The 20,359-nt window shown below is 66.4% G+C and carries 22 protein-coding genes and 2 tRNA genes; 16 read left to right on the top strand and 8 right to left on the bottom strand.

Going from position 1 to position 20,359, the window contains the following annotated elements; translation table 11 throughout:
• Positions 1–24: 24 nt before the first annotated feature.
• From CF15_RS01435 to CF15_RS01420, 4 genes are all read left to right on the top strand, one after another.
• Positions 25–591: an endonuclease dU gene (locus tag CF15_RS01435; protein WP_058370203.1), complete on the top strand. Its 567-nt coding sequence runs from the start codon at positions 25–27 to the stop codon at positions 589–591.
• 130 nt (positions 592–721) lie between these two features.
• The gene (locus CF15_RS01430) at positions 722–1,921 is read left to right on the top strand and encodes an NAD(P)/FAD-dependent oxidoreductase (RefSeq protein WP_058370202.1); all 1,200 of its coding nucleotides are present in this window, start codon (positions 722–724) and stop codon (positions 1,919–1,921) included.
• Positions 1,922–1,943: 22 nt separating this feature from the next.
• Positions 1,944–2,399, top strand: coding sequence for a helical membrane plugin domain-containing protein (locus tag CF15_RS01425; RefSeq protein WP_058370201.1), 456 nt, complete (start codon positions 1,944–1,946; stop codon positions 2,397–2,399).
• 86 nt (positions 2,400–2,485) lie between these two features.
• On the top strand, positions 2,486–3,385 hold the full coding sequence (locus tag CF15_RS01420) for an MBL fold metallo-hydrolase (protein ID WP_058370200.1): 900 nt from the start codon (positions 2,486–2,488) through the stop codon (positions 3,383–3,385).
• Positions 3,386–3,438: 53 nt separating this feature from the next.
• Here the strand turns inward: CF15_RS01420 and CF15_RS01415 are convergent.
• The 3 genes from CF15_RS01415 to CF15_RS01405 all read right to left on the bottom strand — a co-directional run bounded on the left by CF15_RS01415 (position 3,439) and on the right by CF15_RS01405 (position 5,079).
• Positions 3,439–3,512, bottom strand: a tRNA-Lys gene (locus tag CF15_RS01415).
• 11 nt (positions 3,513–3,523) lie between these two features.
• Complete coding sequence (locus CF15_RS01410; protein WP_083494417.1) at positions 3,524–4,819, bottom strand: Cdc6/Cdc18 family protein; 1,296 nt, start codon at positions 4,817–4,819, stop codon at positions 3,524–3,526.
• Positions 4,820–5,002: 183 nt separating this feature from the next.
• Positions 5,003–5,079, bottom strand: a tRNA-Ala gene (locus tag CF15_RS01405).
• Between the two features lie 352 nt (positions 5,080–5,431).
• Between CF15_RS01405 and CF15_RS01400 the strand changes: the two genes are divergently transcribed.
• Positions 5,432–5,878, top strand: coding sequence for a transcription elongation factor (locus CF15_RS01400; RefSeq protein ID WP_236698090.1), 447 nt, complete (start codon positions 5,432–5,434; stop codon positions 5,876–5,878).
• A gap of 81 nt (positions 5,879–5,959) precedes the next feature.
• On the opposite strand, the gene truD is transcribed toward CF15_RS01400, so the two are convergent.
• Both truD and pth2 read right to left on the bottom strand, forming a co-directional pair.
• Positions 5,960–7,123 carry a tRNA pseudouridine(13) synthase TruD gene (gene truD, locus CF15_RS01395; RefSeq protein WP_083494416.1) on the bottom strand — a complete coding sequence of 388 codons (1,164 nt, stop codon included), beginning with the start codon at positions 7,121–7,123 and terminating at the stop codon, positions 5,960–5,962.
• 19 nt (positions 7,124–7,142) lie between these two features.
• Positions 7,143–7,520 (bottom strand): peptidyl-tRNA hydrolase Pth2, encoded by a 378-nt coding sequence (gene pth2, locus CF15_RS01390; protein WP_083494583.1) that lies wholly within the window; start codon positions 7,518–7,520, stop codon positions 7,143–7,145.
• 89 nt (positions 7,521–7,609) lie between these two features.
• Between pth2 and CF15_RS01385 the strand changes: the two genes are divergently transcribed.
• The 5 genes from CF15_RS01385 (at position 7,610) to fen (ending at position 12,041) form a co-directional block, all read left to right on the top strand.
• Positions 7,610–7,825, top strand: coding sequence for a zinc finger domain-containing protein (locus tag CF15_RS01385; RefSeq protein WP_083494415.1), 216 nt, complete (start codon positions 7,610–7,612; stop codon positions 7,823–7,825).
• A gap of 59 nt (positions 7,826–7,884) precedes the next feature.
• Entirely contained in the window at positions 7,885–8,163 is a 279-nt protein-coding gene (locus CF15_RS01380; protein WP_058370196.1) for an elongation factor 1-beta, read from the top strand.
• A 222-nt stretch (positions 8,164–8,385) separates the two neighbouring features.
• Positions 8,386–10,596 (top strand): CDC48 family AAA ATPase, encoded by a 2,211-nt coding sequence (locus CF15_RS01375; RefSeq protein WP_058370195.1) that lies wholly within the window; start codon positions 8,386–8,388, stop codon positions 10,594–10,596.
• A 116-nt stretch (positions 10,597–10,712) separates the two neighbouring features.
• The gene (locus CF15_RS01370; RefSeq protein ID WP_058370194.1) at positions 10,713–10,949 is read left to right on the top strand and encodes a hypothetical protein; all 237 of its coding nucleotides are present in this window, start codon (positions 10,713–10,715) and stop codon (positions 10,947–10,949) included.
• 39 nt (positions 10,950–10,988) lie between these two features.
• On the top strand, positions 10,989–12,041 hold the full coding sequence (gene fen, locus CF15_RS01365) for a flap endonuclease-1 (protein ID WP_058370193.1): 1,053 nt from the start codon (positions 10,989–10,991) through the stop codon (positions 12,039–12,041).
• Here the strand turns inward: fen and CF15_RS01360 are convergent.
• Complete coding sequence (locus tag CF15_RS01360) at positions 12,038–12,736, bottom strand: protein-L-isoaspartate O-methyltransferase (RefSeq protein WP_058370192.1); 699 nt, start codon at positions 12,734–12,736, stop codon at positions 12,038–12,040. The genes fen and CF15_RS01360 overlap by 4 nt on opposite strands.
• A gap of 88 nt (positions 12,737–12,824) precedes the next feature.
• Between CF15_RS01360 and CF15_RS08735 the strand changes: the two genes are divergently transcribed.
• The gene (locus CF15_RS08735; RefSeq protein ID WP_168371200.1) at positions 12,825–13,322 is read left to right on the top strand and encodes a DUF371 domain-containing protein; all 498 of its coding nucleotides are present in this window, start codon (positions 12,825–12,827) and stop codon (positions 13,320–13,322) included.
• Here the strand turns inward: CF15_RS08735 and CF15_RS01355 are convergent.
• Positions 13,209–14,132: a class I SAM-dependent methyltransferase gene (locus tag CF15_RS01355; RefSeq protein WP_058370191.1), complete on the bottom strand. Its 924-nt coding sequence runs from the start codon at positions 14,130–14,132 to the stop codon at positions 13,209–13,211. The two genes, CF15_RS08735 and CF15_RS01355, sit on opposite strands and share 114 nt — an antisense overlap.
• Before the next feature lie 100 nt (positions 14,133–14,232).
• Between CF15_RS01355 and CF15_RS01350 the strand changes: the two genes are divergently transcribed.
• From CF15_RS01350 to CF15_RS01335, 4 genes are read left to right on the top strand one after another with little or no spacing between them, the layout of a single operon-like run.
• Entirely contained in the window at positions 14,233–15,057 is an 825-nt protein-coding gene (locus CF15_RS01350) for an NAD(+)/NADH kinase (protein WP_058370190.1), read from the top strand.
• On the top strand, positions 15,036–15,551 hold the full coding sequence (locus CF15_RS01345; protein WP_058370189.1) for an NOB1 family endonuclease: 516 nt from the start codon (positions 15,036–15,038) through the stop codon (positions 15,549–15,551). The genes CF15_RS01350 and CF15_RS01345 overlap by 22 nt, the downstream gene beginning before the upstream one ends.
• Complete coding sequence (locus CF15_RS01340) at positions 15,503–16,453, top strand: PUA domain-containing protein (RefSeq protein WP_058370188.1); 951 nt, start codon at positions 15,503–15,505, stop codon at positions 16,451–16,453. The genes CF15_RS01345 and CF15_RS01340 overlap by 49 nt, the downstream gene beginning before the upstream one ends.
• A gap of 2 nt (positions 16,454–16,455) precedes the next feature.
• Complete coding sequence (locus CF15_RS01335) at positions 16,456–17,013, top strand: RsmB/NOP family class I SAM-dependent RNA methyltransferase (RefSeq protein WP_058370187.1); 558 nt, start codon at positions 16,456–16,458, stop codon at positions 17,011–17,013.
• On the opposite strand, the gene CF15_RS01330 is transcribed toward CF15_RS01335, so the two are convergent.
• Positions 17,010–17,279, bottom strand: coding sequence for a hypothetical protein (locus tag CF15_RS01330; RefSeq protein WP_058370186.1), 270 nt, complete (start codon positions 17,277–17,279; stop codon positions 17,010–17,012). The genes CF15_RS01335 and CF15_RS01330 overlap by 4 nt on opposite strands.
• An 808-nt stretch (positions 17,280–18,087) precedes the next feature.
• On the opposite strand from CF15_RS01330, the gene feoB reads away from it, so the two are divergent.
• Positions 18,088–20,250, top strand: coding sequence for a ferrous iron transport protein B (gene feoB, locus CF15_RS01325; protein ID WP_168371199.1), 2,163 nt, complete (start codon positions 18,088–18,090; stop codon positions 20,248–20,250).
• The last annotated feature ends 109 nt before the right edge of the window (positions 20,251–20,359 follow it).

Raw genomic sequence — 20,359 nt, 5'->3', positions numbered from 1 at the left:
GAGGGGGGAGTCCTGGGCGGCTGCGTGGCCGGGCTCGATGACGGGTTCTTCCAGCGGGGGTGGCGCCGCACCCTCCTCGCGCTCGCTGTCCACTGCAGGAGGGAGGGTAGCCTCTGCCCCTGCCGGGTCCTCCTGGACACTGTCGAGGTCGACGGGCTTGACGCGACCTGGAAGGCTGCCCGGCTAGTCCGCCGGGCCCTCGGGGAGGGGTTCCGGCTCGAGGCGGTGCTGACCGACACGGTGGTGTTCGCGGGCTTCAACATCCTCGACCCGGAGAGGCTGTACCGTGAGACCGGGGTCCCTGCCGTGGCCGTCTACATGTACCCGCCTCGCCGCGAGGCGGTGGAGAGGGCGCTCCGCCTCCACTTCCCGGATTGGAGGGAGAGGCTAGCCGTGCTGGAGGAGGCCTGGTCCAGGCTACGCTCCGCCGAGTGCAGGAGGGGGCGCCTCCTCCTAGCAGCTTACGGCATGGAGCCGAGGGATGCGTGGAGGCTGGCGTGCAGCCTCCAGCTCTACACGAGGCACCCGGAGCCCCTCTTCACAGCCCACCAGGCAGCCTCCATGCTGTCAAGGACCCTGGGCCCCCTCTAGCAGCGGGCGCCAGAGGCGCTCATGACAGCCGATAATCCTTTAGATTCAGCATTACACTACTACTATATCGAATGTTGCACTCATGCAAAGCATTTTTACCTTATGCTTAGCACCCGTTTACGAGGAACTGTTGACCGAGAGCAGGGTTGATAACGTGGCCAAGCGGATTCTCGTCTTGGGAGGAGGAACAGGGGGCTATGTTGCTGCGCGCAAGCTTGCTGAGGCTGCGAGGAAGCAGGGCCTAGACCTTGAAGTCACTGTTGTGGCTGATGAGCCTTGGCACGACTTCCGCCCCCTCTATGGAGATGTTGCTCTCGGCGCTGCTGTGCCGGATGAGGTTCGCGCCTCTATTGTTGATGCTGGTAGGAGGTTTGGCTTCAGGGTGCTGGTTGACCGGGTTACCCGGATTGATGCCGGCGAGAGGGCTGTTGAGACTGAGAAGGGTGGGAGGCTGGGCTACGACTACCTCGTCGTGAGCCTCGGGGTCCGCTACGGCTGGGAGGCCTACCCAGGCCTAGACCGCTACGGGTACCACAACTACACGCTCGAGGGGGCCACCGAGCTAGGTAAGGCACTAGCCAGGTTCAAGGGCGGGAGGATAGTCCTACTAGTACCCGAGACGCCTCACCGCTGCGGCATGTACCCCTACGAGGCGGTAACGCAGCTTGCAGAGACTATGAAGAACCGCGGCATAAAGGCCGAGGTGGTGCTGCTCACACGGGAAAGGACGGGGAAGCCGCTGGCCGCGCTTGGCACAGACGTGTCCAGGGTGTGGTGGGAGAAGATACAGGCTGCTGGCGTGGAGATGGTGCAGCATGACGGTAATGTCGAGGTTGATGGTGAGAGGGGTGTTGTTCGTGCGGGGAATGTTGAGGAGAGGTATGATTTGTTGATTAAGGTGCCTCCTAGTAGGCTTCCGGAGCCCCTGGCCAGGAGTGAGGGCTTCCAGCTCAAGCAGGATCCGAGGTGGGCGCCGGTGAGGCCCAGGAACTTCCGCCACCCAGACTACGACGACGTATTCATGGTGGGAGAGCACTCCATGCCGCCCGCGGGGCTGCCGACTGCGGGTATCCCAGTGCACTTTGCAGCCGACTACGCAGCCGACCAGATAATCAGCGAGATAACCGGCGGCTACCCGGTGGCAGGGTACGCAAAGACCATGACCTGCGTCGGCTACTGGGGCACCTCGGGCTACGCGGGCACATGCGAGATCCGGTACGACGAGAAGGAACAGCGCAACAAGCTCTACTGCTACACCATAATGACCTCCCCCATTATAAGGCTTATGAAGGAGGCTTTCTACAAGTCATGGATAGCCGCAATGAAGTAGCACTATGCGAGGGTGAGCCAGGATGACCGCCCAGGTCCAGGAGGCTGAGGGAGAGGAGAAGCTCAACCTCGACGAGGAGAGCATGAAGGCCCTGGAGGAGCTCGTAGAGGTCGCTGTATACCTCAAGAGGAGCGGCATACTCGACATGCTGAGAATTATAGCGGAGAAGGGCATGGACCTGCTCGCCATGATCAGCAACGACCCCGCCATATACAGGGCAATGGCCGTTGTTGACGCCGCCTCCAGGGGGATGCTCCGCCTCCACCCGGAGGAGGTAATCTCGGCGAAGATGAACCTCGAGAAGATCAGCGAGTGCACGCTGCGCTCGCTAGCCTCCGCCGACCCCGCCAAGGCCAAGCCAGTAGGCCTCTTCGGCCTGCTAGGAGCCCTAAGCGACAAGAACGTGCAGAAAGGCCTCGGCCTATTGATAGAGGTCGCCAGGAACCTGGGCGCCTGCACCTCCCGGGGAGAGGGCTGAACGCCCTACGCAAGGCGTGAACCTCCTTCTTTTAGCCTCCAGAGGCCCGCCGCCTCACCTCCCTCTATACCCGGTGCGCGTGCGGGATGCAGAGCCTCCGCAGGATAGGTGGGAGGGCGTACCTCCTCCCGGGGAGCCCCAACACGGTGATAGTAGCCGGCTCCTCCGGCGCCGTGGTTGTCGACCCCGGCATCGGCGAGGGCCGTGGCACGGCGATCCAGGAGGCCCTCCGGGGGCTGGGCCTCGGGCTAGAGGCTGTGGTGCTGACCCACGGGCACAGCGACCACCTGGCGGCGGCGCCGGGGCTCGGGGGCCCGGTGTATGCGGCGAGGCTCTGCAGGGGCCTCGTCGAGTCCAGCGTACTCCGCCGCCTCGTAGTCTACGGCGGCCTTGTCACGGAGAGGCTCGCCGCCATGCCCATGGTGGAGCTGCGGGTGGACCGGGAGGTTGAACCCGGGGAGGGGCTGCCGGAGGGGCTTCGCTCCATCCCGCTGCCGGGGCACACGCCGGGCCACATGGGGGTGGTGGATGAGGAGTCTCGGGTGGTGGCCGCCGGCGACGCTGTGCTGGGGGAGAGGGTGCTGGCGAGGTTCGGCGTGCCCTTTGCAGCCGACCTGGAGGGCTGGGTCCGGAGCCTGGAGAGGCTGCGGGAGCTGGCGGAGGAGGGCTACACGATAGTCCCCGGCCACGGCCCGGTGGCCCGGGGGCGCCGCGCCGCCGCCATGGTGGAGGCTAATATCGCCGCGGTGGAGAAGCTGCGGGGCTGGGTGCTCGAGAGGCTGCGGGAGAAGCCCCTGACCCTCGAGAAGCTCACCTACATGGCCACGGTTTCGCTGGGGTCGGCGGAGCCGACGCCGAGGCAGCTCATGCTGAACCGTACCGCGCTGGCATCGCTGCTCGCCTGGCTGGAGAGGGAGGGCCTCGTGGAGCCGGAGACGGGCGAGGAGGGGGTTGTCTGGAGGGCGCGGGGCCAGCAGCCTAGGTGAGGGAGGGCCGGGCCGTGGGCCCGATAGTGGACACCTGCCTGTTGGAGGCGTAGCGGGCCGGCCGGGATTCGAACCCGGGACCAACGGGTTAAAAGCCCGCCGCTCTGCCAGGCTGAGCTACCGGCCCTCCATGGAGACTCACCGGCCGCCACGCCGGGCCTTATTAGGGTTAGGGGCTAGGGTTCCAGGGGTTCGCCCTCCCCCTCCCCCAGCGCCTCCCCCGGGGACGGCCACCTGGCCTAGGAGGCGGCGGAGCCGGGGGTCTCTGGAGAGGGCCTCCACGATGGTCTCGGGGTCGGCTGCGAGGCTTATCATCCTGGTTTTCCCGTAGCGGCCGCGGTTCACAACCCTCGCCGAGAGTACGCCGAGCATGTCCAGCTCGTTCACTATGTCGCTCACCCTGCGCTGCGTCACGCTCTCCACCCCTAGGGCGCTGGCCAGTTCCCGGTAGACGCTGTAGAGCTCGCCCGTGGTGGTGTAGCTCCTGCCCGCCGCGGCTATCACCGCGGCTAGGACGAGGCGGGCGTGGAGCGGGAGAGTTGAGACCACCTCGTAGACCCGGTCCCTCTCCAGCTGTCCCCAGGCCTTCTTGACATGCTCCACCGTTACCCTGGGAGCGTTCTCCCTCTCCGCCACCTCGCCCGCCACGCGGAGAAGGTCGAGGGCGTGGCGGGCGTCGCCGTGCTCCCTCGCCGCGAGGGCCGCACAGTAGCTTATGACCGACTCGTCGACGGCGCCTGGCTGGAAGGCCTCCCGGGCCCGCTCCCAGAGGATGTCGCGGAGCTGCTCAGCGTTGTAGGGAGGGAAGACAACCTCCTCCTCTCCGAGGCTGCTGCGGACCCGGGCGTCAAGCATCTCGACAAACTTCACGTCGTTCGTAATCCCCACTATGGATACCTTCGCCGCGTCCCGGGGCAGCTCGTAGCCTATGCGTGTAAGCTTGTAGAGCAGGTCATCCCCCTTCCTCCGGACAAGCCAGTCCACCTCATCAAGCACCACTATCAGGACGCCGCTGGCCCTGGAGAGGGCGCGGACGAGCCGGGTGTAGACCTCGGCGGTGGAGAGCCCGGTGAAGGGGACCCGGAGCCCTATACTGGATGCTATGTCTACGAGCACCTTGTAGGGCGTATCCCGCTGCCTAGTATTAACGTAGGCGTACCTCACGTCCACCCCCAGCTGCCTCGCCTTCGCCTCCAGCCGGCGGAGCACGTAGAGGGTTACAGCCGTCTTACCCGTGCCCGTCAACCCGTAGATGAAGAGGTTGTTGGGCCTACTGTTCCTCAGCGCCTGGGCGAGGACGCTAGCTACCCTCCGTATCTCGTTCTCCCTGTGAGGCAACCTGTCCGGGATATAGTCGGGGTTCAGTATGTCCCTGTTGCGGAATATCCTGGACTCCACCACTCGATCAAAGATCTCGTCCAATATGTCCTCCACTAGAGCCCCCACATCTAGTGCTTCGGCTGGAGCGCTTTGGCCGGGTTAAAGCCCCGAGGGCCCGGTAGGAGGCTCCCGGAGCCGCCAAGCGGGGTGGTACAGGGGAGGAGCCGGGGTGCTACCGGCTGCCGGGGAACCCGGAGGGGCTGGAGAACGCGGGGCTCCGGGAGAGGCTGGTGGGGGTGGTGGACCGGCCGGGATTTGAACCCGGGACCTCTCGGATGCCAACCGAGCGCTCTTCCAGGCTGAGCTACCGGCCCACCCTCCTGCCAGGGGAGGGTCTCAGCCATGCCGACCCCGGGAGGCCGGGACATTTTATAAGCCTTGTGGCGGGCCCGGGCCTGGGCCGGATAGGATTAATTATAGGGAGCCCAGGGCACCGGGCCACCATGGACTATGCGGGTCCTGGAGGCTGGGGCGCTGAAGGCCCCGGCCAGAAGCCCCATGCACGCCAGCCGGGAGACCCACTGACAGGCATCAGTCCGCCCATGACGATCATGGCAGCCGTGCGGAGGGAGGTGGTGTACCTCGGTTCAGATACCCCTTGACTACGTCTGCGTTAAGAGCGGCGTTCTCTGCCCCAGGTGCCAGGGCCTCATCGACAGCGGCGTTGTGGATGAGCGTGAAGTAGATATAATGAAGGCTCTTATAGAGCTTGAGGAGGACGAGGGCATGCGGATACTGAAGAAAGCCACCTACTACAAGGCCTACTTCATAGACGACGACATGGTTATAATAGTGATGGACCTCGGTGTCGGCACGAGCGTGCCCGTGTTCACGAAGTACGCCAGGGAGCTTGAGCAGCGGCTGAGGGAAAGGCTCGGGAAGAGGGTCAAGATCATACCGAAGGCCAGCGACGTGAGGGGCCTCGCCACCCACTTGCTCTACCCGGTAAGGATACTGGGCGTCAACACGCTCTGGCTGCCCGATGGCAGCATAGAGTACGTCGTGAGGATACCGAGGAGGGATGAGAGGAGGCTGGGTAAAGCCAAGGAGATGTACGAGAGGATACTCAGCGAGCTGCTAGGCAAGAAGACCAGGATAAAGTCGGGCTACTAGGCCGGCCGGGCTCTTTCTTCACCCCTGGAGGGGCGGGCAGCCTCCTCCCCCGCTGCGCCCCTGGGCGTCCTTCCGCCCACCCTACACGCAGCCCGGGGGCTCGGCCAGCTCACGGAGGAGGAGGGTGGCATACATACCCCTCTCGAGGCTGAATCTCACCGCCAGCCTGCAGCCGGGCAGCCGCGCCGCGGCCAGCCCCTGGGGAGTCGTGTAGACGGGGCGCCAGTAGGGCCGGAGCCTGGGGAGCCCCGGAGGCGGCTTGGCCAGGTCCTCGGGGCTCAAGCCGATCGAGCCGATGGCCTCCTCGAGGAGCTCCCGGGCAGCCCCGCCAGTGCCGAGCCGGTAGCCTATCCCGGGCACCGGGGCGTAGGGCCTCCCGCCGAGAAGCCTCTCCCCGGGCAGCTTCTCCCCGAGGCTGTGGCCCATGGATATGCGGAGGCTTAGATAGCGGTTGAAGATGTAGGCCTGGAGCGCGGCCAGCTGCAGCTCTAGAACCTGCCGGGGGACCAGGTGCCGGAGCCACCCAGGGCCCTTGGCCCCGGCGGCCCGGGCCTCGTAGAGCCTGGATCCGCTGCAGCCGGGGGCGCGCCAGAGGCTGCGCCTGCACCTCCTCGCCGCGGGCGACTCGTCGGGGTAGGGGCTGGCGAGCAGCTCTCGGGCGTAGGCGGCTTGGTCGCCGCGCAGGAGGGCTAGGCCCTGGAGGTGGGTGTCCGGCCTCCTGGTGCCGAAGCGCTGGTAGCCGTAGTACGCCGGGAGCCTCGCGGCCCGGAGGCTCTCCAGGGCCTCCTCCAGCTCCCTGCAGGAGCCGAGAGGCTCAAGGACTATGGTGAACCTGTTGCCCCTCAGCACCCCGCGGCGGGGGCAGCGGCTGGCCCTCCCGAGGAGCCGGGCCCAGAGCCTGCCGGGCACCGTGACGAGCACCGGGGGGTCGCGGGGGCAGGGGAGGCAGGCGTACTGGAGCGTAGTCGCCTCCGTGTCCTTGAGCCCGGCTATCATCGCCGCCTCCGCCGGCGCGCCTATGAGCCTCGCCAGGAGCCTCGCGGCCGCGCCGCTGGGGAGCCCCCTCTTGGCGAGGAGGTAGACGCAGTAGCGGCCCCGGGGCTCTAGGGCCAGCTCCGGCTCCTCCGCCACGATGAAGCTCCTCTCGCGGGGTTTCGCCACGCAGGCCAGGGGCTCGCCGCAGCGTACCCGGTACTCGAGGCCTAGGAGGAGGTCTAGCGGGTTCCTGCTCCTGCAGAGCCCTATAGCCCACCGCCCCCGGCGGCTAGAGGAGCTTGAGCCTCCCCGTAACCCTGTCCACCAGCTGGCTGGGGGCTGGCCCCACGGCGGCTGCTGTCCTGGTGCCCGGGGGGAGCTCGGTGCGGCCGGCGTCCGCCACGAGGGAGGCTGGGAGGCCTAGGCGCCGGGCCTCCTGGTGGACCCAGAGCAGCTCCTGCTCGCTCGAGACCTTCACCACCACCTTCTTCTGGCCCTGTATCCTCCACTCGCGGAGCCAGCGGCTCCACTCCGGGTTGCCGCTATCTATTATGAGCAGCACCGCCTCCACCGCGGCGTGGGCCACCTGGGCGGCCAGCTTCCCCCTGCTCATCCTTATATCAGTCCTCACGGCTATGACCTGCTTGTACTCCTGCCCAGGCCCCATCATACCGGCTGCCATCCCCAGGGCGCCGGGCGCGGCGCAAGACAGTAATTAACTGGCCGCAGCCACGGGGCCGGGGCGGGGTCGAGGCCGTGTCGCTGAGCCTTGAGGTGCCGCGGAAGCCCAGCATAGTAGAGGCCACCAAGGTACCCGTGTGCACCAGCTGCAACAGGCCAATATCGCCCTGGGAGAAGGGAGTGGCGTTCCTCTGCCCCAACTGCGGCGAGGTAGTGATCTGGCGCTGCTCCCGCTGCAGGAAGATGGGTGTCCCTTACCGCTGCCCGAAGTGCGGGTTCGAGGGCCCCTAGGGCACGGCAGCATTCTAGCCCCGGGATTGGCGTGGACGGTCCTGCAGGGGTGTGGCAGCATGGCGAAGGTACTGGTAGTAGCGTCGGTATATCCGTCTAGCACGGACATAGACCTGGAGCAGCTCGTAAAGAGGATAGAGGAGAAGCTGCCACGAGACTACGAGGTGACCCGCTACGACAAGGTCCCGATAGCATTCGGGCTCAACGCCCTCAAGCTATACATACTGATACCGGAGGAGAGCGAGGGAGGCACCTCTAAGCTCGAGGAGCTCCTGCGCGGCGTCGAGGGCGTCGAGGAGATAGAGGTAGAGACTGTCCACAGGGTCTCCAGCTACTAGCCGCCCACGCCACCGGGATGTTTTGAGGCCCCGGGGGGCCGGGCCTCGGCGCCACCCGTTCCAGGGCTGGCCTGCTAGACGCCTCTTCCTCGCGCGGCGGGGTATGATATATACCAGGCTCCAGGGCTCAGCACGGTTAATGAGGGGCGCAGTGTAACCATACCCTTACTCACCAGGGTGCGCCCCCAGGCCGGAGGGAAGACGGTGTAAAAGGGGTAAGCCATGGTGCTGACGGGTTCTCGGCGTAAGAAGGAGGTAGTGCTAAGGGTTGTTGAAGCCAAGCAACGCGACGTCGGCAAGGGGAAGGTGAGGATAGATATAGACATACTCAGGATGATAGGCGTCGAGCCGGGCGACATAATAGAGATAGAGGGGAGGAAGAGGACGGCTGCCATAGCGTGGCCGGGCTACCCGGAGGACAGGGGCCAGGACATCATAAGGATGGATGGGCTTCTCCGCAAGAACGCCGGCGTGAGCATAGGCGATAAGGTGATAGTCCGTAAGGCCGACGTGCAGCCCGCCTCTCTGGTTAAGCTCGCTCCGGCGAACTTCTCGATAACCATTGACAGCGGGTTCGTGAACTACGTGAAGAAGAAGCTGCTCGAGTACCCTGTGGTCGAGGGCGACACGGTGCTGATACCGGTGCTGAACCAGTCAATCCCCTTCGTGGTCATACACACCAAGCCCCAGGGCGTGGTCGTGATCAACCATGACACGAACATAATACTGCTGGAGAAGCCGGTAGAGCAGGGCAAGATACCGAGGGTCACCTACGAGGACATCGGCGGCATGAAGGACATCATCCAGAGGGTCCGGGAGCTGGTTGAGCTGCCCCTCAAGCACCCGGAGATATTCAAGAGGCTTGGCATAGAGCCGCCTAAGGGTGTGCTGCTCTACGGACCGCCGGGGGTAGGCAAGACGCTGCTAGCTAAGGCTATAGCTAACGAGACCAACGCCTACTTCATAGCCATCAACGGGCCGGAGATAATGAGCAAGTACTATGGCGAGAGCGAGCAGAGGCTCCGCGAGATCTTCGAGGAGGCTAAGAAGCATGCGCCGAGCATCATATTCATAGACGAGATAGACGCGATAGCGCCGAAGAGGGACGAGGTCGTAGGGGAGGTCGAGCGCCGCGTGGTGGCGCAGCTACTGGCCCTCATGGATGGGCTGGAGAGCCGCGGGGACGTGATAGTGATAGCTGCCACCAACAGGCCTAACGCGCTGGACCCAGCCCTCCGCCGCCCGGGCCGCTTCGACCGCGAGATAGAGATACCGCTGCCGGACAAACAGGGTAGGCTTGAGATACTCCAGATACACACTAGGAGCATGCCGCTGGCCGAGGACGTGGACCTGGAGAGAATTGCCGAGATGACCCGCGGCTACAGCGGCGCGGACCTAGCGGCGCTGGTAAGGGAGGCTGCGATGCACGCGCTGCGCCGCTACCTTCCGAGGATAGACCTCAGCCAGGACAGGATACCCCCGGAGATCCTGGAGGAGATGGAGATACGGATGGAGGACTTCATGGCCGCTATGAGGGAGATAGTGCCGAGCGGGCTGAGGGAGATCTACATCGAGGTTCCGGAGGTCCACTGGGGGGATATCGGTGGGCTTGAGGATGTTAAGCAGCAGCTCCGCGAGGCTGTGGAGTGGCCGCTCAAGTACCCCGACGTCTTCCGGCGCATGGGGATAACGCCGCCTAAGGGTGTGCTGCTCTTCGGCCCGCCCGGCACCGGTAAGACGCTACTAGCTAAGGCGGCCGCGACGGAGAGCGGTGCGAACTTCATCGCCGTGAGGGGCCCAGAGGTGCTCAGCAAATGGGTGGGCGAGAGCGAGAAGATGATAAGGGAGATATTCCGGAAGGCTAGGCAGCATAGCCCTGCGATAATCTTCTTCGACGAGATAGACGCGATAGCCCAGACGAGGGGCGCCTTCGACACCAGCGGAGTAACATACAGGATTGTGAACCAGCTGCTCGCCGAGCTGGATGGCATAGTGCCGCTCAGCAACGTGGTTGTGATAGCCGCCACGAACAGGCCGGATATACTCGACCCGGCCCTCCTGCGGCCCGGCAGGTTCGATAAGGTGATCTACGTGCCGCCGCCGGACCGGAAGGCCAGGCTCGAGATACTCAGGATACACACCAGGAAAATGCCACTAGCAGAAGACGTAGACCTAGAGCTGCTGGCGATCAGGACCGAGGGCTACAGCGGCGCAGACCTAGCGGCGCTGGTAAGGGAGGCTGCAATGCTAGCGCTCCGCGAGGATATAAACGCTACCAGAGTGCGTATGAGGCACTTCATGAGGGCGCTCGAGATAGTGAGGCCCTCGATAACCCAGGACATGGTGAAGTTCTATGAGGAGTGGTATCAGCAGGCCCGCCAGCAGCTGCCGGGGAGCAAACTGCTGCAGGCAAAGTCTACACTGTTCACTTAGACACGCCGACTACCCCCTACCGCGTTTCCCCTCCCCGCCCCTGCTCCTACACACCCCGCCCCCGGCCCCCGGGGCAGGGCCTGCATTGAGGTAGGCTAGGGAGGTGTCTAGCCGGCATGACCGCCTCGGATACCTGGAGGAGCCTACCCCTCCACTACGCCATAATAGAGGAGCTTGAGCGGAAAGGCGGGAGCGCCAAGGACGTGGACCTCTACAAGGCTCTTAGGGATAAAATGGATATCACGTTCGCCGAGCTCCTCCACGCGCTGATGAAGCTGGAGATGCAGGGTATAGTCTACGTCTCTGTGCTGAAGGAGAACCTCAGGAACGTGGAGCTGCTTAGGAAACCTTAACGGGGCCTCAAGCCTATCCCCCGGGGTATAGGGGGAGCCGTGGGCGTCAACCTCCGCGAGATCATACCCAAGGAGGCTGTAACGGAAATAGAGCTCGACTCGCTGCGCTACAAGGTTGTAGCCATAGACGCCTACAACGCGCTCTACCAGTTCCTCACCGCGATAAGGCAGCCGGACGGCACGCCGCTCATGGACTCGCGTGGCAGGGTCACCAGCCATCTCAGCGGCCTCTTCTACCGCACCATAAACCTGGCCGAGCACGGGGTAAAGGTGGTCTACGTCTTCGACGGGAAGCCGCCGGAGATGAAGTATCTCGAGATAGAGAGGAGGAAGCGTGTCAAGGCGGAGGCTGTGCGGAAGTACGAGGAGGCAGTGAAGAGGGGCGACCAGGAGGCGGCGAGGCGCTACGCCCAGGCAGCGGCGAGACTCACCGACGAGATGGTGGAGGACGCTAAGAAGCTGCTGGAGGCCATGGGGATACCCTACGTGCAGGCGCCGGCGGAGGGGGAGGCGCAGGCCGCCTACATGGCCCGGAAGGGCGACGCCTGGGCCGCGGCGAGCCAGGACTACGACTCCCTGCTCTTCGGGGCCCCGAGGCTTGCCCGGAACCTCGCTATAACGGGTAAGAGGAAGCTGCCCAGGAAGAACGTCTACGTAGAGGTTAAGCCGGAGCTGGTGGAGCTCGAGAAGCTGCTCAAGGCACTGGGCATTACGAGGGAGCAGTTGATAGCCCTAGGCATACTCATAGGCACCGACTACAACCCGGACGGCGTCCGGGGGATCGGGCCCAAGACGGCGCTGAAGATGGTGCAGACCCACCGGGACCCCGTGAAGCTCCTCCAGGGGCTCCCGCGCCACGAGTTCCCGGTCGACCCACTGAAGATCTACGAGTACTTCCTGAACCCCCCAGTGACCAGCGACTATAAGCTCGAGTGGAGGGAGCCCGACGAGAAGAGGGTCCTCGAGATACTCGTGGAGGAGCACGACTTCAACCCGGAGCGTGTTAAGAACGCGCTGGAGAGGCTGCGGAGGGCGTACCGCGAGCACTTCCAGGGCCGCCAGATGGGTCTGGATGCGTGGCTGCGCCGCTAGACCCAAGACTCGTGCTCCCGCCACCCGTGCTCCCCGACGAGGGGCACGAATATGCACGGTGTAACTGGGCGTTTTTTCAGCCTGCCATCAGGCAGCTTCTCGACTACATAGAGGTACTGCATGTACCTATCCCCTATGGGTATGACTATTTTCCCGCCTGGCCGTAGCTGCTCCGGCAGGGGCCTGGGCACCTCGGGGGCCGCGGCCGTCACGATTATCCTGTCGTAGGGCGCAGCTGAGGGGTAGCCCTTGCTCCCGTCCCCCACTATCACTGCGACGCGGTCGCTGTAACCCGCCCTCTCCAGGTTGAAGCGGGCGCGCTCCGCGAGCTCTGGGATCCTCTCCACCGTGTAGACGTGGCCCCACTTCTCCCTCGGCGTGCCGCTGGGCGCGACCACCTCCGCTATCACAGCCGCGTGGTAGCCGGAGCCCGTTCCCACCTCAAGCACCTTCATTCCCGGCTCGAGCTCCGCCAGCTCCGTCATCATGGCGACCATGTGGGGCGCGCTTATAGTCTGCCCATGGCCTATGGGGAGCGGGGTGTCCTCGTAAGCCAGGTGCCTTAGGTCCTCGGGGAGGAAGAGCTCCCGGGGCACCCGGAGCATAGCCCTCTTGACGTGCTCGGAGCGTATATAGCCCTCGTGGACGAGCCTCTCCACAAGCCTCTGGCGCGCCTCCTCTAGCTCCCGCTGCATTCCCCGGCCACTCTCCAGGCTTGACGGGCGCGCCTGCCCTATCTAAGCCCCCTGGCCCCCAGGAGGTGCCTGGAGGCCCGGGAAGAGGTTGGCAGGGGCGTGCATCAGGCTGCTGCGGTGCAGGGGCCATCCCAACGTGCAGCTGGCCCACCCCTCTACGCTCGAGCTGGAGAGGGAGCCGAGGCTCACACCCCGGGGCGACTGCGTGGCCTGCGTCTCCTGTCAGGGCAGCATCGCTGGATGCAGCTCCGGGAAGGGGCTGGCCGCCCTCTACATAGCTGCCCTCTCCCTCCATCCCCCCGGCGCGGCGGGTGCCGTGGTTGAGGGGCTCTCGCCGGCGGCTGAGCCGGGGAGGCTGATAGCGAGGAGGAGCTGCCACCGCCGCGACAGCGTGGTGATCGCTGCCGATAAGGCGGCGCGCGACCTGCCCGAGGGCCTCCGGAGGCTGCTGGCGAGCAGCTATACGAGGTGCCTAGCCCTCTACGTCGTCTTCACCCCGGACGGGGACGTCGACACGGTATATGAACTTGCGGGGTGCGTAGTCGAGGACCCTGGTGGCGGAGACCCCGCCCGGAACCCTGGCTAGCGCCTCCTCGCTGCTAGAGGCCAATGTGTAGACGTGGAGTATGCAGCCCCTGGGGCTGCAGAGCCTCCTCGCCACAGGGATGAACTCCACCGCGGAGTGGGGCAGGTTCATTATTATCCTCGTGAATATGGGCTTCAGCAGCTCCGGCAGGAGGCGGGCGTCGCTCCTCAGCACGACTATCGGCGTCCTGAGCCTACCCTTGTTCATCTCGATGGCGCGGGCCAGGCCCGAGACCGCCCAGGGGTTGGCGTCGTTGGCTACTATCAGCCTTCCCCTGCCCAGCGCCGAGGCGACGAGGCTGAAGCCTCCAACACCGCTGAACATGTCGAGCACCACCTCGTCCCTGCCTATCATCTCGGCGACGCGGCGGTGCTCGGCCGCGAGCCTCGGGTTGATGTAGACCCTGCCGAGGGGCACTGGTATGCGGAGGCCGTGCTCGACGTGCATGGTCTCCTCCACCCTCTCGCCGGCGAGGTGGATGAGCCTCTGGGCCCGGTACTCCCCCACCGTGGCCTCCTTGCCGTAGACCGCCACTATCCCCGGCACCGTGCGGAGCAGCTCCTCCGCCACCTGCCTCTCCCTGCCCCGTAGTCTCTCGTCCAGCGAGACCACCGCCACCCTGCCCACCAGCACGTATGAGACCGGCGGCCGGCGCTCCTCGAGCATGGTGCAGCTGGTCTCCACCACCTCCACGAGCCCGGCGCAGGCTGCGAGCAACTCCTCCCTAGCGCTCCTCAGCTCCTCCCCCGCCGCCTCCGCCGCGAATACTGGGGCGGGGCCGCGGGTGCAGCATTGTTTAACCGGCCGCATCCGCCGCGTTGATAGCCGGCGGCTGTGCAGCAGCCCGCGCGCTGCCTCGCCGCATTGCCGCCCGGTGACGAGGCATAGGCAGCGGGCCGGTGACCCCTCCATGCCCCGGCGCGTCGCCATATACGCCAGGCCCGACCGCGTGGAGGCGCTGGAGCTGGCTAGAGAGGCTTACCGCCGCCTCCTGAAGCTGGGCGCGGAGCCGGCCTACGACATCTCCATAGCTGGGCCGCTGGGAGGCCCAGGGGTGGACCTACGCTTCGACGACGTGGAGGGCGTGGTGGTGATAGGCGGGGATGGGACGCTGCTCCGCCTCCTCCAGCTCCTCGGCGCCAGGAACCCGGTGCTCCACCTAGTCCGGCTGGGGCGGCGGGCCTTCCTCTTCGACGAGGGGCCGAGGGCGTCTATGGAGAGGCTAGCGGACTTCGTGGAGGGCCGGTTCCGGGTGGAGGAGCACCCCAGGCTCATCGTCCGCGCCAGAGGCGGCGTATCCTACGCGCTCAACGAGGCCGCCGTGCTGGCGCTTGGCTCCAAGGTGGCCGGGCTCCGGGTGGAGCTGGGCGGCGAGACGGCCTACGAGGACCTCGAGGGCGACGGGCTGATAATCGCCACCCCGACCGGGAGCACCGCCTACTGCTACAGCGCCGGGGGCCCCGTGCTCCACCCAGGGCTCGACGCCGTGGCGGTGGTGCCGGTCAACCCTCTGGACAGGAGGATAGGGAGCATAGTCGCCCCCGGCGGGGAGCCGGTGCGCCTGGTTGTGGAGCGGACCACGAGGCCGGTTAAGCTGATTATAGACGGGGTCCGGGAGAGCCTCCTCGCCAGGGGCGCGGTGATCGAGGCCGTGCTCCGCGGCCCCCCGGCGCGCATAGCGAGGTACCGTGGAGGGGGGAAGCTGAGGCTGCCATGGAGAAGGCCTACGTGCTAGACACGACGGCGTTCATAGCCAGGTGGCCCCTCTACGCCCCGGGGAGCGGGAGGCTCTACACCACCAGCCTCGTGGTGGAGGAGGTGCGGGACAGCTGGAGCAGGGAGGGCCTGGAGCTGGCCCTGGGGCTCGGCAGGGTGGAGGTAAGGGACCCGAGGCCGGCGGCTCTAAGGCGGGTCCTCCGCGAGGCCGCCCGGGCCGGGCTCCACTCCTCGCTCAGCCGGACGGACACTAGCGTGGCCGCGCTGGCGCTGGAGCTGGCTGAGGAGGGGCTGCCCGTGGTGGTCGTGACAGACGACTACGCCGTCCAGAACCTCGCGGCCATCCTGGGGCTCGAGTACATGCCGCTCCGCACCCGGGGGATAGAGAGGGTCGAGGACTACATCGTCGCCTGCCCCGCCTGCGGCTACGTCTCCCGGAGGCCAGGGGAGAGGGTCTGCCCGGTATGCGGCACCCCGCTCCGGAGGGTGAGGAGAAGGGGGAGGAGGAGGTAGAGGCCCGGGTGCACCGCGACGGAGGCCCCTGGGAGTGGTACGACGAGGGCCTCCTCGGGGAGCTTGAGAGGGTCTATGGCCGCCACGGGCTCCCCAGGCTCCTCGAGGCCCTCGCCGCGCCGCCGTCCCGCTACTACTTCCGGGTCAACACCCTCCGCGCCGACCCCGGGGAGCTGCTCGACGAGATGAGGAAGGAGGGCTACCCGGTGCACCGCGACGAGCTGCTGGAGGAGGCGCTCTGGATACCCGTCGAGGGGCCAGCGAGGCTCCGGGACCCGGGCTGCAGGGTGGTGGTGGACAAGAGGGCTGCCGAGAGCGTTATGCTCGGCGCCCACGTGTACGCCCCCGGCGTGGTCCGGCTCGAGGACTGCGCCCGGCCGGGCAGGGAGGTGCTGGTTGTAGCGGAGAACGGCGCCGCCGTAGCCCTGGGGGTGGTGGCCCAGGAGGCTCCGGCCGCTCTCCGGGCGCGGCGGGGCCTGGTGGTGGAGAACGTCCAGCCCCTCTACCGGGTGCCCAGCCTCAGGGAGACCCGGTGGTGGAGGAGCGGCGCGATATACGAGCAGAGCATCTCCTCCATGATGGCCGCCCACGTCCTATCCCCGGAGCCCGGCTCCCTGGTCGTAGACATGTGCGCGGCGCCGGGAGGGAAGACCGGCCACGTCTACGAGCTGGCCGGGGGCAGGGTGCGGGTGGTGGCTGTCGACCACTCCAGGGGCAAGGTGGAGAGGCTCAGGGAGGAGGTGAGGAGGCTGGGGCACCGGGTGGAGGTGCTGCGCGCCGACTCCAGGAGGCTTGACAGGATACTGGGCGCCGGGGTGGCGGACTATGTTATCCTCGACCCTCCCTGCAGCAGCCTCGGCGTGATACCCAAGTATCCCCGGAGCCCGGCTCCCTGGTCGTAGACATGTGCGCGGCGCCGGGAGGGAAGACCGGCCACGTCTACGAGCTGGCCGGGGGCAGGGTGCGGGTGGTGGCTGTCGACCACTCCAGGGGCAAGGTGGAGAGGCTCAGGGAGGAGGTGAGGAGGCTGGGGCACCGGGTGGAGGTGCTGCGCGCCGACTCCAGGAGGCTTGACAGGATACTGGGCGCCGGGGTGGCGGACTATGTTATCCTCGACCCTCCCTGCAGCAGCCTCGGCGTGATACCCAAGGTCTGGGACCGGAAGACGCTGCGCGACGTGGAGGCCGCCGCCCGGTACCAGAGGCGGTTCCTCCGCGCCGCCCAGCGGCTCCTCCGGCCCGGCGGGGTGCTGGTCTACTCCACCTGCACCATGACGCTCCGCGAGAACGAGGAGAATATGCGCTACGCCGTGGAGGAGCTGGGCCTCCGCCTCGAGGAGGCCTGGCCCAGGCGCTTCAGCCGGGGCATAGGCTTCTACGGCGAGCACGCCATAAGGGTGCACCCGAGCATCCACCGGGCGACCGGGTACTTCATAGCGAGGCTCCGGAAGCCCGGAGGCTAGCCCTCCAGGAGCCCGGCCAGCCTCTCCACGAGCCCGCTCGCGTGTACCAGTGTCTTGGACACGCAGCGGGCCCACCTGGCCTCCTCCCGGAGGCCCCGGCACGGCTTAACCTCTATGCAGGCCTTCCTCGGGCCCCTGCCCTCCACGAGCGCGTCTATGCAGAGCAGCGCCTTCCCCGGGTCGAAGCTGTAGCCCTGGACCTCCACCCTCCGGCCGAGCGCGTCACTGAGCAGGTAGGATAACTCGAAGCCCAGGTCCACCACCATAGCCTCCTCGGGCCCCTGCCCTCCACGAGCGCGTCTATGCAGAGCAGCGCCTTCCCCGGGTCGAAGCTGTAGCCCTGGACCTCCACCCTCCGGCCGAGCGCGTCACTGAGCAGGTAGGATAACTCGAAGCCCAGGTCCACCACCATAGCCGGGCCACCCCGGGGGCCGGGAGGGCGGCGCGGCCTATAACGCGGCCCTCGGGCATTCCCTGTAAGCCCTGCCGGCCTCCTCTAGGGGTAGGCGCGGGGTAGGAGGATGACTCCACAAGGCCCCGGCCACGGCCTTGCCACCGCCTCGCCCCCGCTCTCGGCGCACGTTCCAAGGTCTATGGCTGTCCCCCCCCCCGCAGCGAGGGCGCGGGCCCCCGGGGGGCCACCCCGGGGGCCGGGAGGGCGGCGCGGCCTATAACGCGGCCCTCGGGCATTCCCTGTAAGCCCTGCCGGCCTCCTCTAGGGGTAGGCGCGGGGTAGGAGGATGACTCCACAAGGCCCCGGCCACGGCCTTGCCACCGCCTCGCCCCCGCTCTCGGCGCACGTTCCAAGGTCTATGGCTGTCCCCCCCCCCGCAGCGAGGGCGCGGGCCCCCGGGTTACCTGGAGCAGCCCCAGGCATTGACGATAAGCAGGGGTGCCGCCGGGACGGGGGTGCCCTGTCAAGCGCAGCCCCCCGATGGCTCGAGTACCGCGCCGGCCACGGTGCAAGGCTGGCGGTACCCGTATCTGCATTCATTCCGACACAAATTCCACTTGCATTTTAACAGGGCTTAAAGAGGTGGCGCCCCCCTCTGGGTTCTGGAGGTGGTGGCTGGAGTGCCGGCCGCCGGGGGGAGACGGGGCTGCGACGTGGTAGCAGCCCTCGTGGGCGCGCCCAACAGCGGGAAGACCACGCTGTTCAACAGGCTTACCGGCTCCAGCGAGCTGGTGGCCAACTGGCCGGGGGCCACCGTCGAGATGAAGGTAGCCCACATAAGGCTCGGGGACCGCGTGGTCTGCGTCGTGGACCTCCCCGGGGTCTATAGCACCAGCGGCACCGGGGCAGAGGAGGAGGTCACGAGGAACTTCCTCCTGGAGAACCGGCCTGACGTGATAATAACCCTAGCCGACGGCGCCGCGCTGGAGAGGGGGCTCGCTCTCCCCCTAGAGCTGCTGGAGGCATTCGACAACGTGGTGGTTGTGATAACTAAGGCTGACATGCTGGGCGAGCGCGGCATAGAGGTGGACGTGGAGGGCCTGGAGAGGGAGCTCGGAGTCCCAGTGGTACTGGTGAGCGCACTGAAGGACTTGGGTATCGATAAGCTGCTGGAGGTGGTTATCCGGAAGCCCGTCCGCCGCGGGAAGGGGCCGCTGCTGGACATGCTGCTCGGGGACCTGAAGCCCTACGTGGAGAGACTAGCCGGCCTCATAACAGGCTCGGATGAAGGGGTGCTGGAGCCTGCGCGTGCGCGCTGGCTGGCCGTGAAGCTCCTGGAGGGGCATGACTGGGTCCCGCGCTACCTCGAGAAGCTGCTAGGGCCGGAGAGGGCCAGGAGGGTGGCCGAGGAGGCTGAGAGGATCCGGGAGGAGCTGCGGGGGAGAGGCATAGACCTGGCCATAGAGCTTGTCAAGAGGAGGTATGACTACGCCTCCAGGCTCTACGAGAGGTACGTGGCCCACAGGCCCAGGGCCCGGGAGGAGGGCCAGGCGGCGCTGGGGCTGTCGAGGCTCGACCTGGTGTTCCTCCACCCGGTGCTGGGCCCCCTGGTCAGCCTCGGGACACTCTTCCTCATCTTCCTCGCCACCTTCTCCGTGGCGAGCGGGTGGCCTCTCGATGATATATTGAGGCACCTGGGCTACACGGGAGCCGCCGACTTGGTTGATGAGTATAGCCTGCAGAACCTGGTAGCCGTTGTTATGGACTGGCTGGCGGAGCAGGTGGAGGGCGCTATACCCAACCCGGTGCTGGCCCGGATGCTGGGCGAGGGCCTGCTCTCCTCCGGCTACGGCCTGGGCCTGGTGCTCACCTTCATCCCCTTGGTAGCCGTGATAATGGCCTTTATAGGCGCCCTCGAGGACTCCGGCCTGCTGCCCAGGTTAGCCGTGGGGGTTGATAGGCTCTTCCGCCTATTCGGGGTCAGCGGAAAGGCCGTCTTCCCCGCCATGCTCAGCCTGGGCTGCAACGTGCCCGGCGTCATCTCGGCGAGGATAATGGACTCCCCTACGGAGAGAAGGGCGGTCGCGTTCGCCCTGCCCCTGGTGCCGTGCAGCGCCAGACTCACAGTGCTCCTAGCACTGGCGACCGTCTACTTCCACAGCGCGGTGGAGAGGGCGCTGGCTGTGTTCACCGTCTACCTGATATCGATAATCCTCTTCCTGGTGACGCTTAAGCTGTTCACCAGGCTTAAGGGCGGGAAGGCCAGCGAGATAGCGATAGAGCTGCCTCCCACGAAGAGGCCGAGTGGGAGGGTGGTGTGGTGGTTCACCTGGGACAAGCTCCGCCACTTCCTCGTGAGGGCCGGCACGGTGATAGTGGCGGTGAGCATAGTGCTCTGGTTGCTCGCGAACTATGGGCCACAGGGCTACCTCGGCGAGGCCGGCGGCGCAGCCGAGAGCTACGGGGCAAGCATAGGCAGGGCGATGGCGCCGTACGTGCAGCTCATGCTGGGCGTGGACTACGAGAGGGCCTGGAGGATAGGCTTCGGGCTCCTCGGCGGCTTCATAGCCAAGGAGGTGTTCCTCGACTCCCTGGCGGCGGTGGCGCCCGTCCAGGGGCAGGCCGCGGGCGAGTACGCTACGCTGAAGGCCTACGCCCTCCAGCCGTGGCAGGTGCTGGCGCTCATGCTCGCCACGACCCTATACATACCCTGCGTCGCCACCCTCGGCACGATCTACGGGGAGACTAGGAGCTGGAGGCTAACCCTAGCGGCGCTGGGCTACGACCTAGCCCTCGCCACCGCGGCCGCCTTCGCGGTGAGAGCGCTGGCCACGATCCTCTAGGGCGCCGGCGCCCCAGGGCCCCGGGCCTAGGGCGGGGGAAGCCGGTGGACCCGTGTCCTCCCGACATCTTTGACCACGTCCTCGAGGCTGTAGGCCCCCCCCTCCCAGG

This window comes from Pyrodictium occultum, from assembly GCF_001462395.1.
GTDB classification, from domain to species: Archaea; Thermoproteota; Thermoprotei_A; order Sulfolobales; family Pyrodictiaceae; genus Pyrodictium; species Pyrodictium occultum.
Note: the sequence above shows the minus strand (reverse complement) of the source record. Positions and strands in the feature narration are given on the sequence as shown.

Bases quoted from the DNA above. Each gene is read 5' to 3' on its own strand.
- CF15_RS01330 (WP_058370186.1), bottom strand. From the start codon at position 17,279: ATGGTGGTGGACCTGGGCTTCGAGTTATCCTACCTGCTCAGTGACGCG.
- CF15_RS01420 (WP_058370200.1), top strand. From the start codon at position 2,486: ATGCAGAGCCTCCGCAGGATAGGTGGGAGGGCGTACCTCCTCCCGGGG.
- pth2 (WP_083494583.1), bottom strand. From the start codon at position 7,520: ATGGGGCCTGGGCAGGAGTACAAGCAGGTCATAGCCGTGAGGACTGAT.
- CF15_RS01380 (WP_058370196.1), top strand. From the start codon at position 7,885: ATGGCGAAGGTACTGGTAGTAGCGTCGGTATATCCGTCTAGCACGGAC.
- CF15_RS01425 (WP_058370201.1), top strand. From the start codon at position 1,944: ATGACCGCCCAGGTCCAGGAGGCTGAGGGAGAGGAGAAGCTCAACCTC.
- CF15_RS01360 (WP_058370192.1), bottom strand. From the start codon at position 12,736: ATGCAGCGGGAGCTAGAGGAGGCGCGCCAGAGGCTTGTGGAGAGGCTC.
- CF15_RS01345 (WP_058370189.1), top strand. From the start codon at position 15,036: ATGGAGAAGGCCTACGTGCTAGACACGACGGCGTTCATAGCCAGGTGG.
- CF15_RS01355 (WP_058370191.1), bottom strand. From the start codon at position 14,132: ATGCGGCCGGTTAAACAATGCTGCACCCGCGGCCCCGCCCCAGTATTC.
- CF15_RS01335 (WP_058370187.1), top strand. From the start codon at position 16,456: ATGTGCGCGGCGCCGGGAGGGAAGACCGGCCACGTCTACGAGCTGGCC.
- CF15_RS01375 (WP_058370195.1), top strand. From the start codon at position 8,386: ATGGTGCTGACGGGTTCTCGGCGTAAGAAGGAGGTAGTGCTAAGGGTT.
- CF15_RS01370 (WP_058370194.1), top strand. From the start codon at position 10,713: ATGACCGCCTCGGATACCTGGAGGAGCCTACCCCTCCACTACGCCATA.
- CF15_RS01350 (WP_058370190.1), top strand. From the start codon at position 14,233: ATGCCCCGGCGCGTCGCCATATACGCCAGGCCCGACCGCGTGGAGGCG.
- CF15_RS01340 (WP_058370188.1), top strand. From the start codon at position 15,503: ATGCGGCACCCCGCTCCGGAGGGTGAGGAGAAGGGGGAGGAGGAGGTA.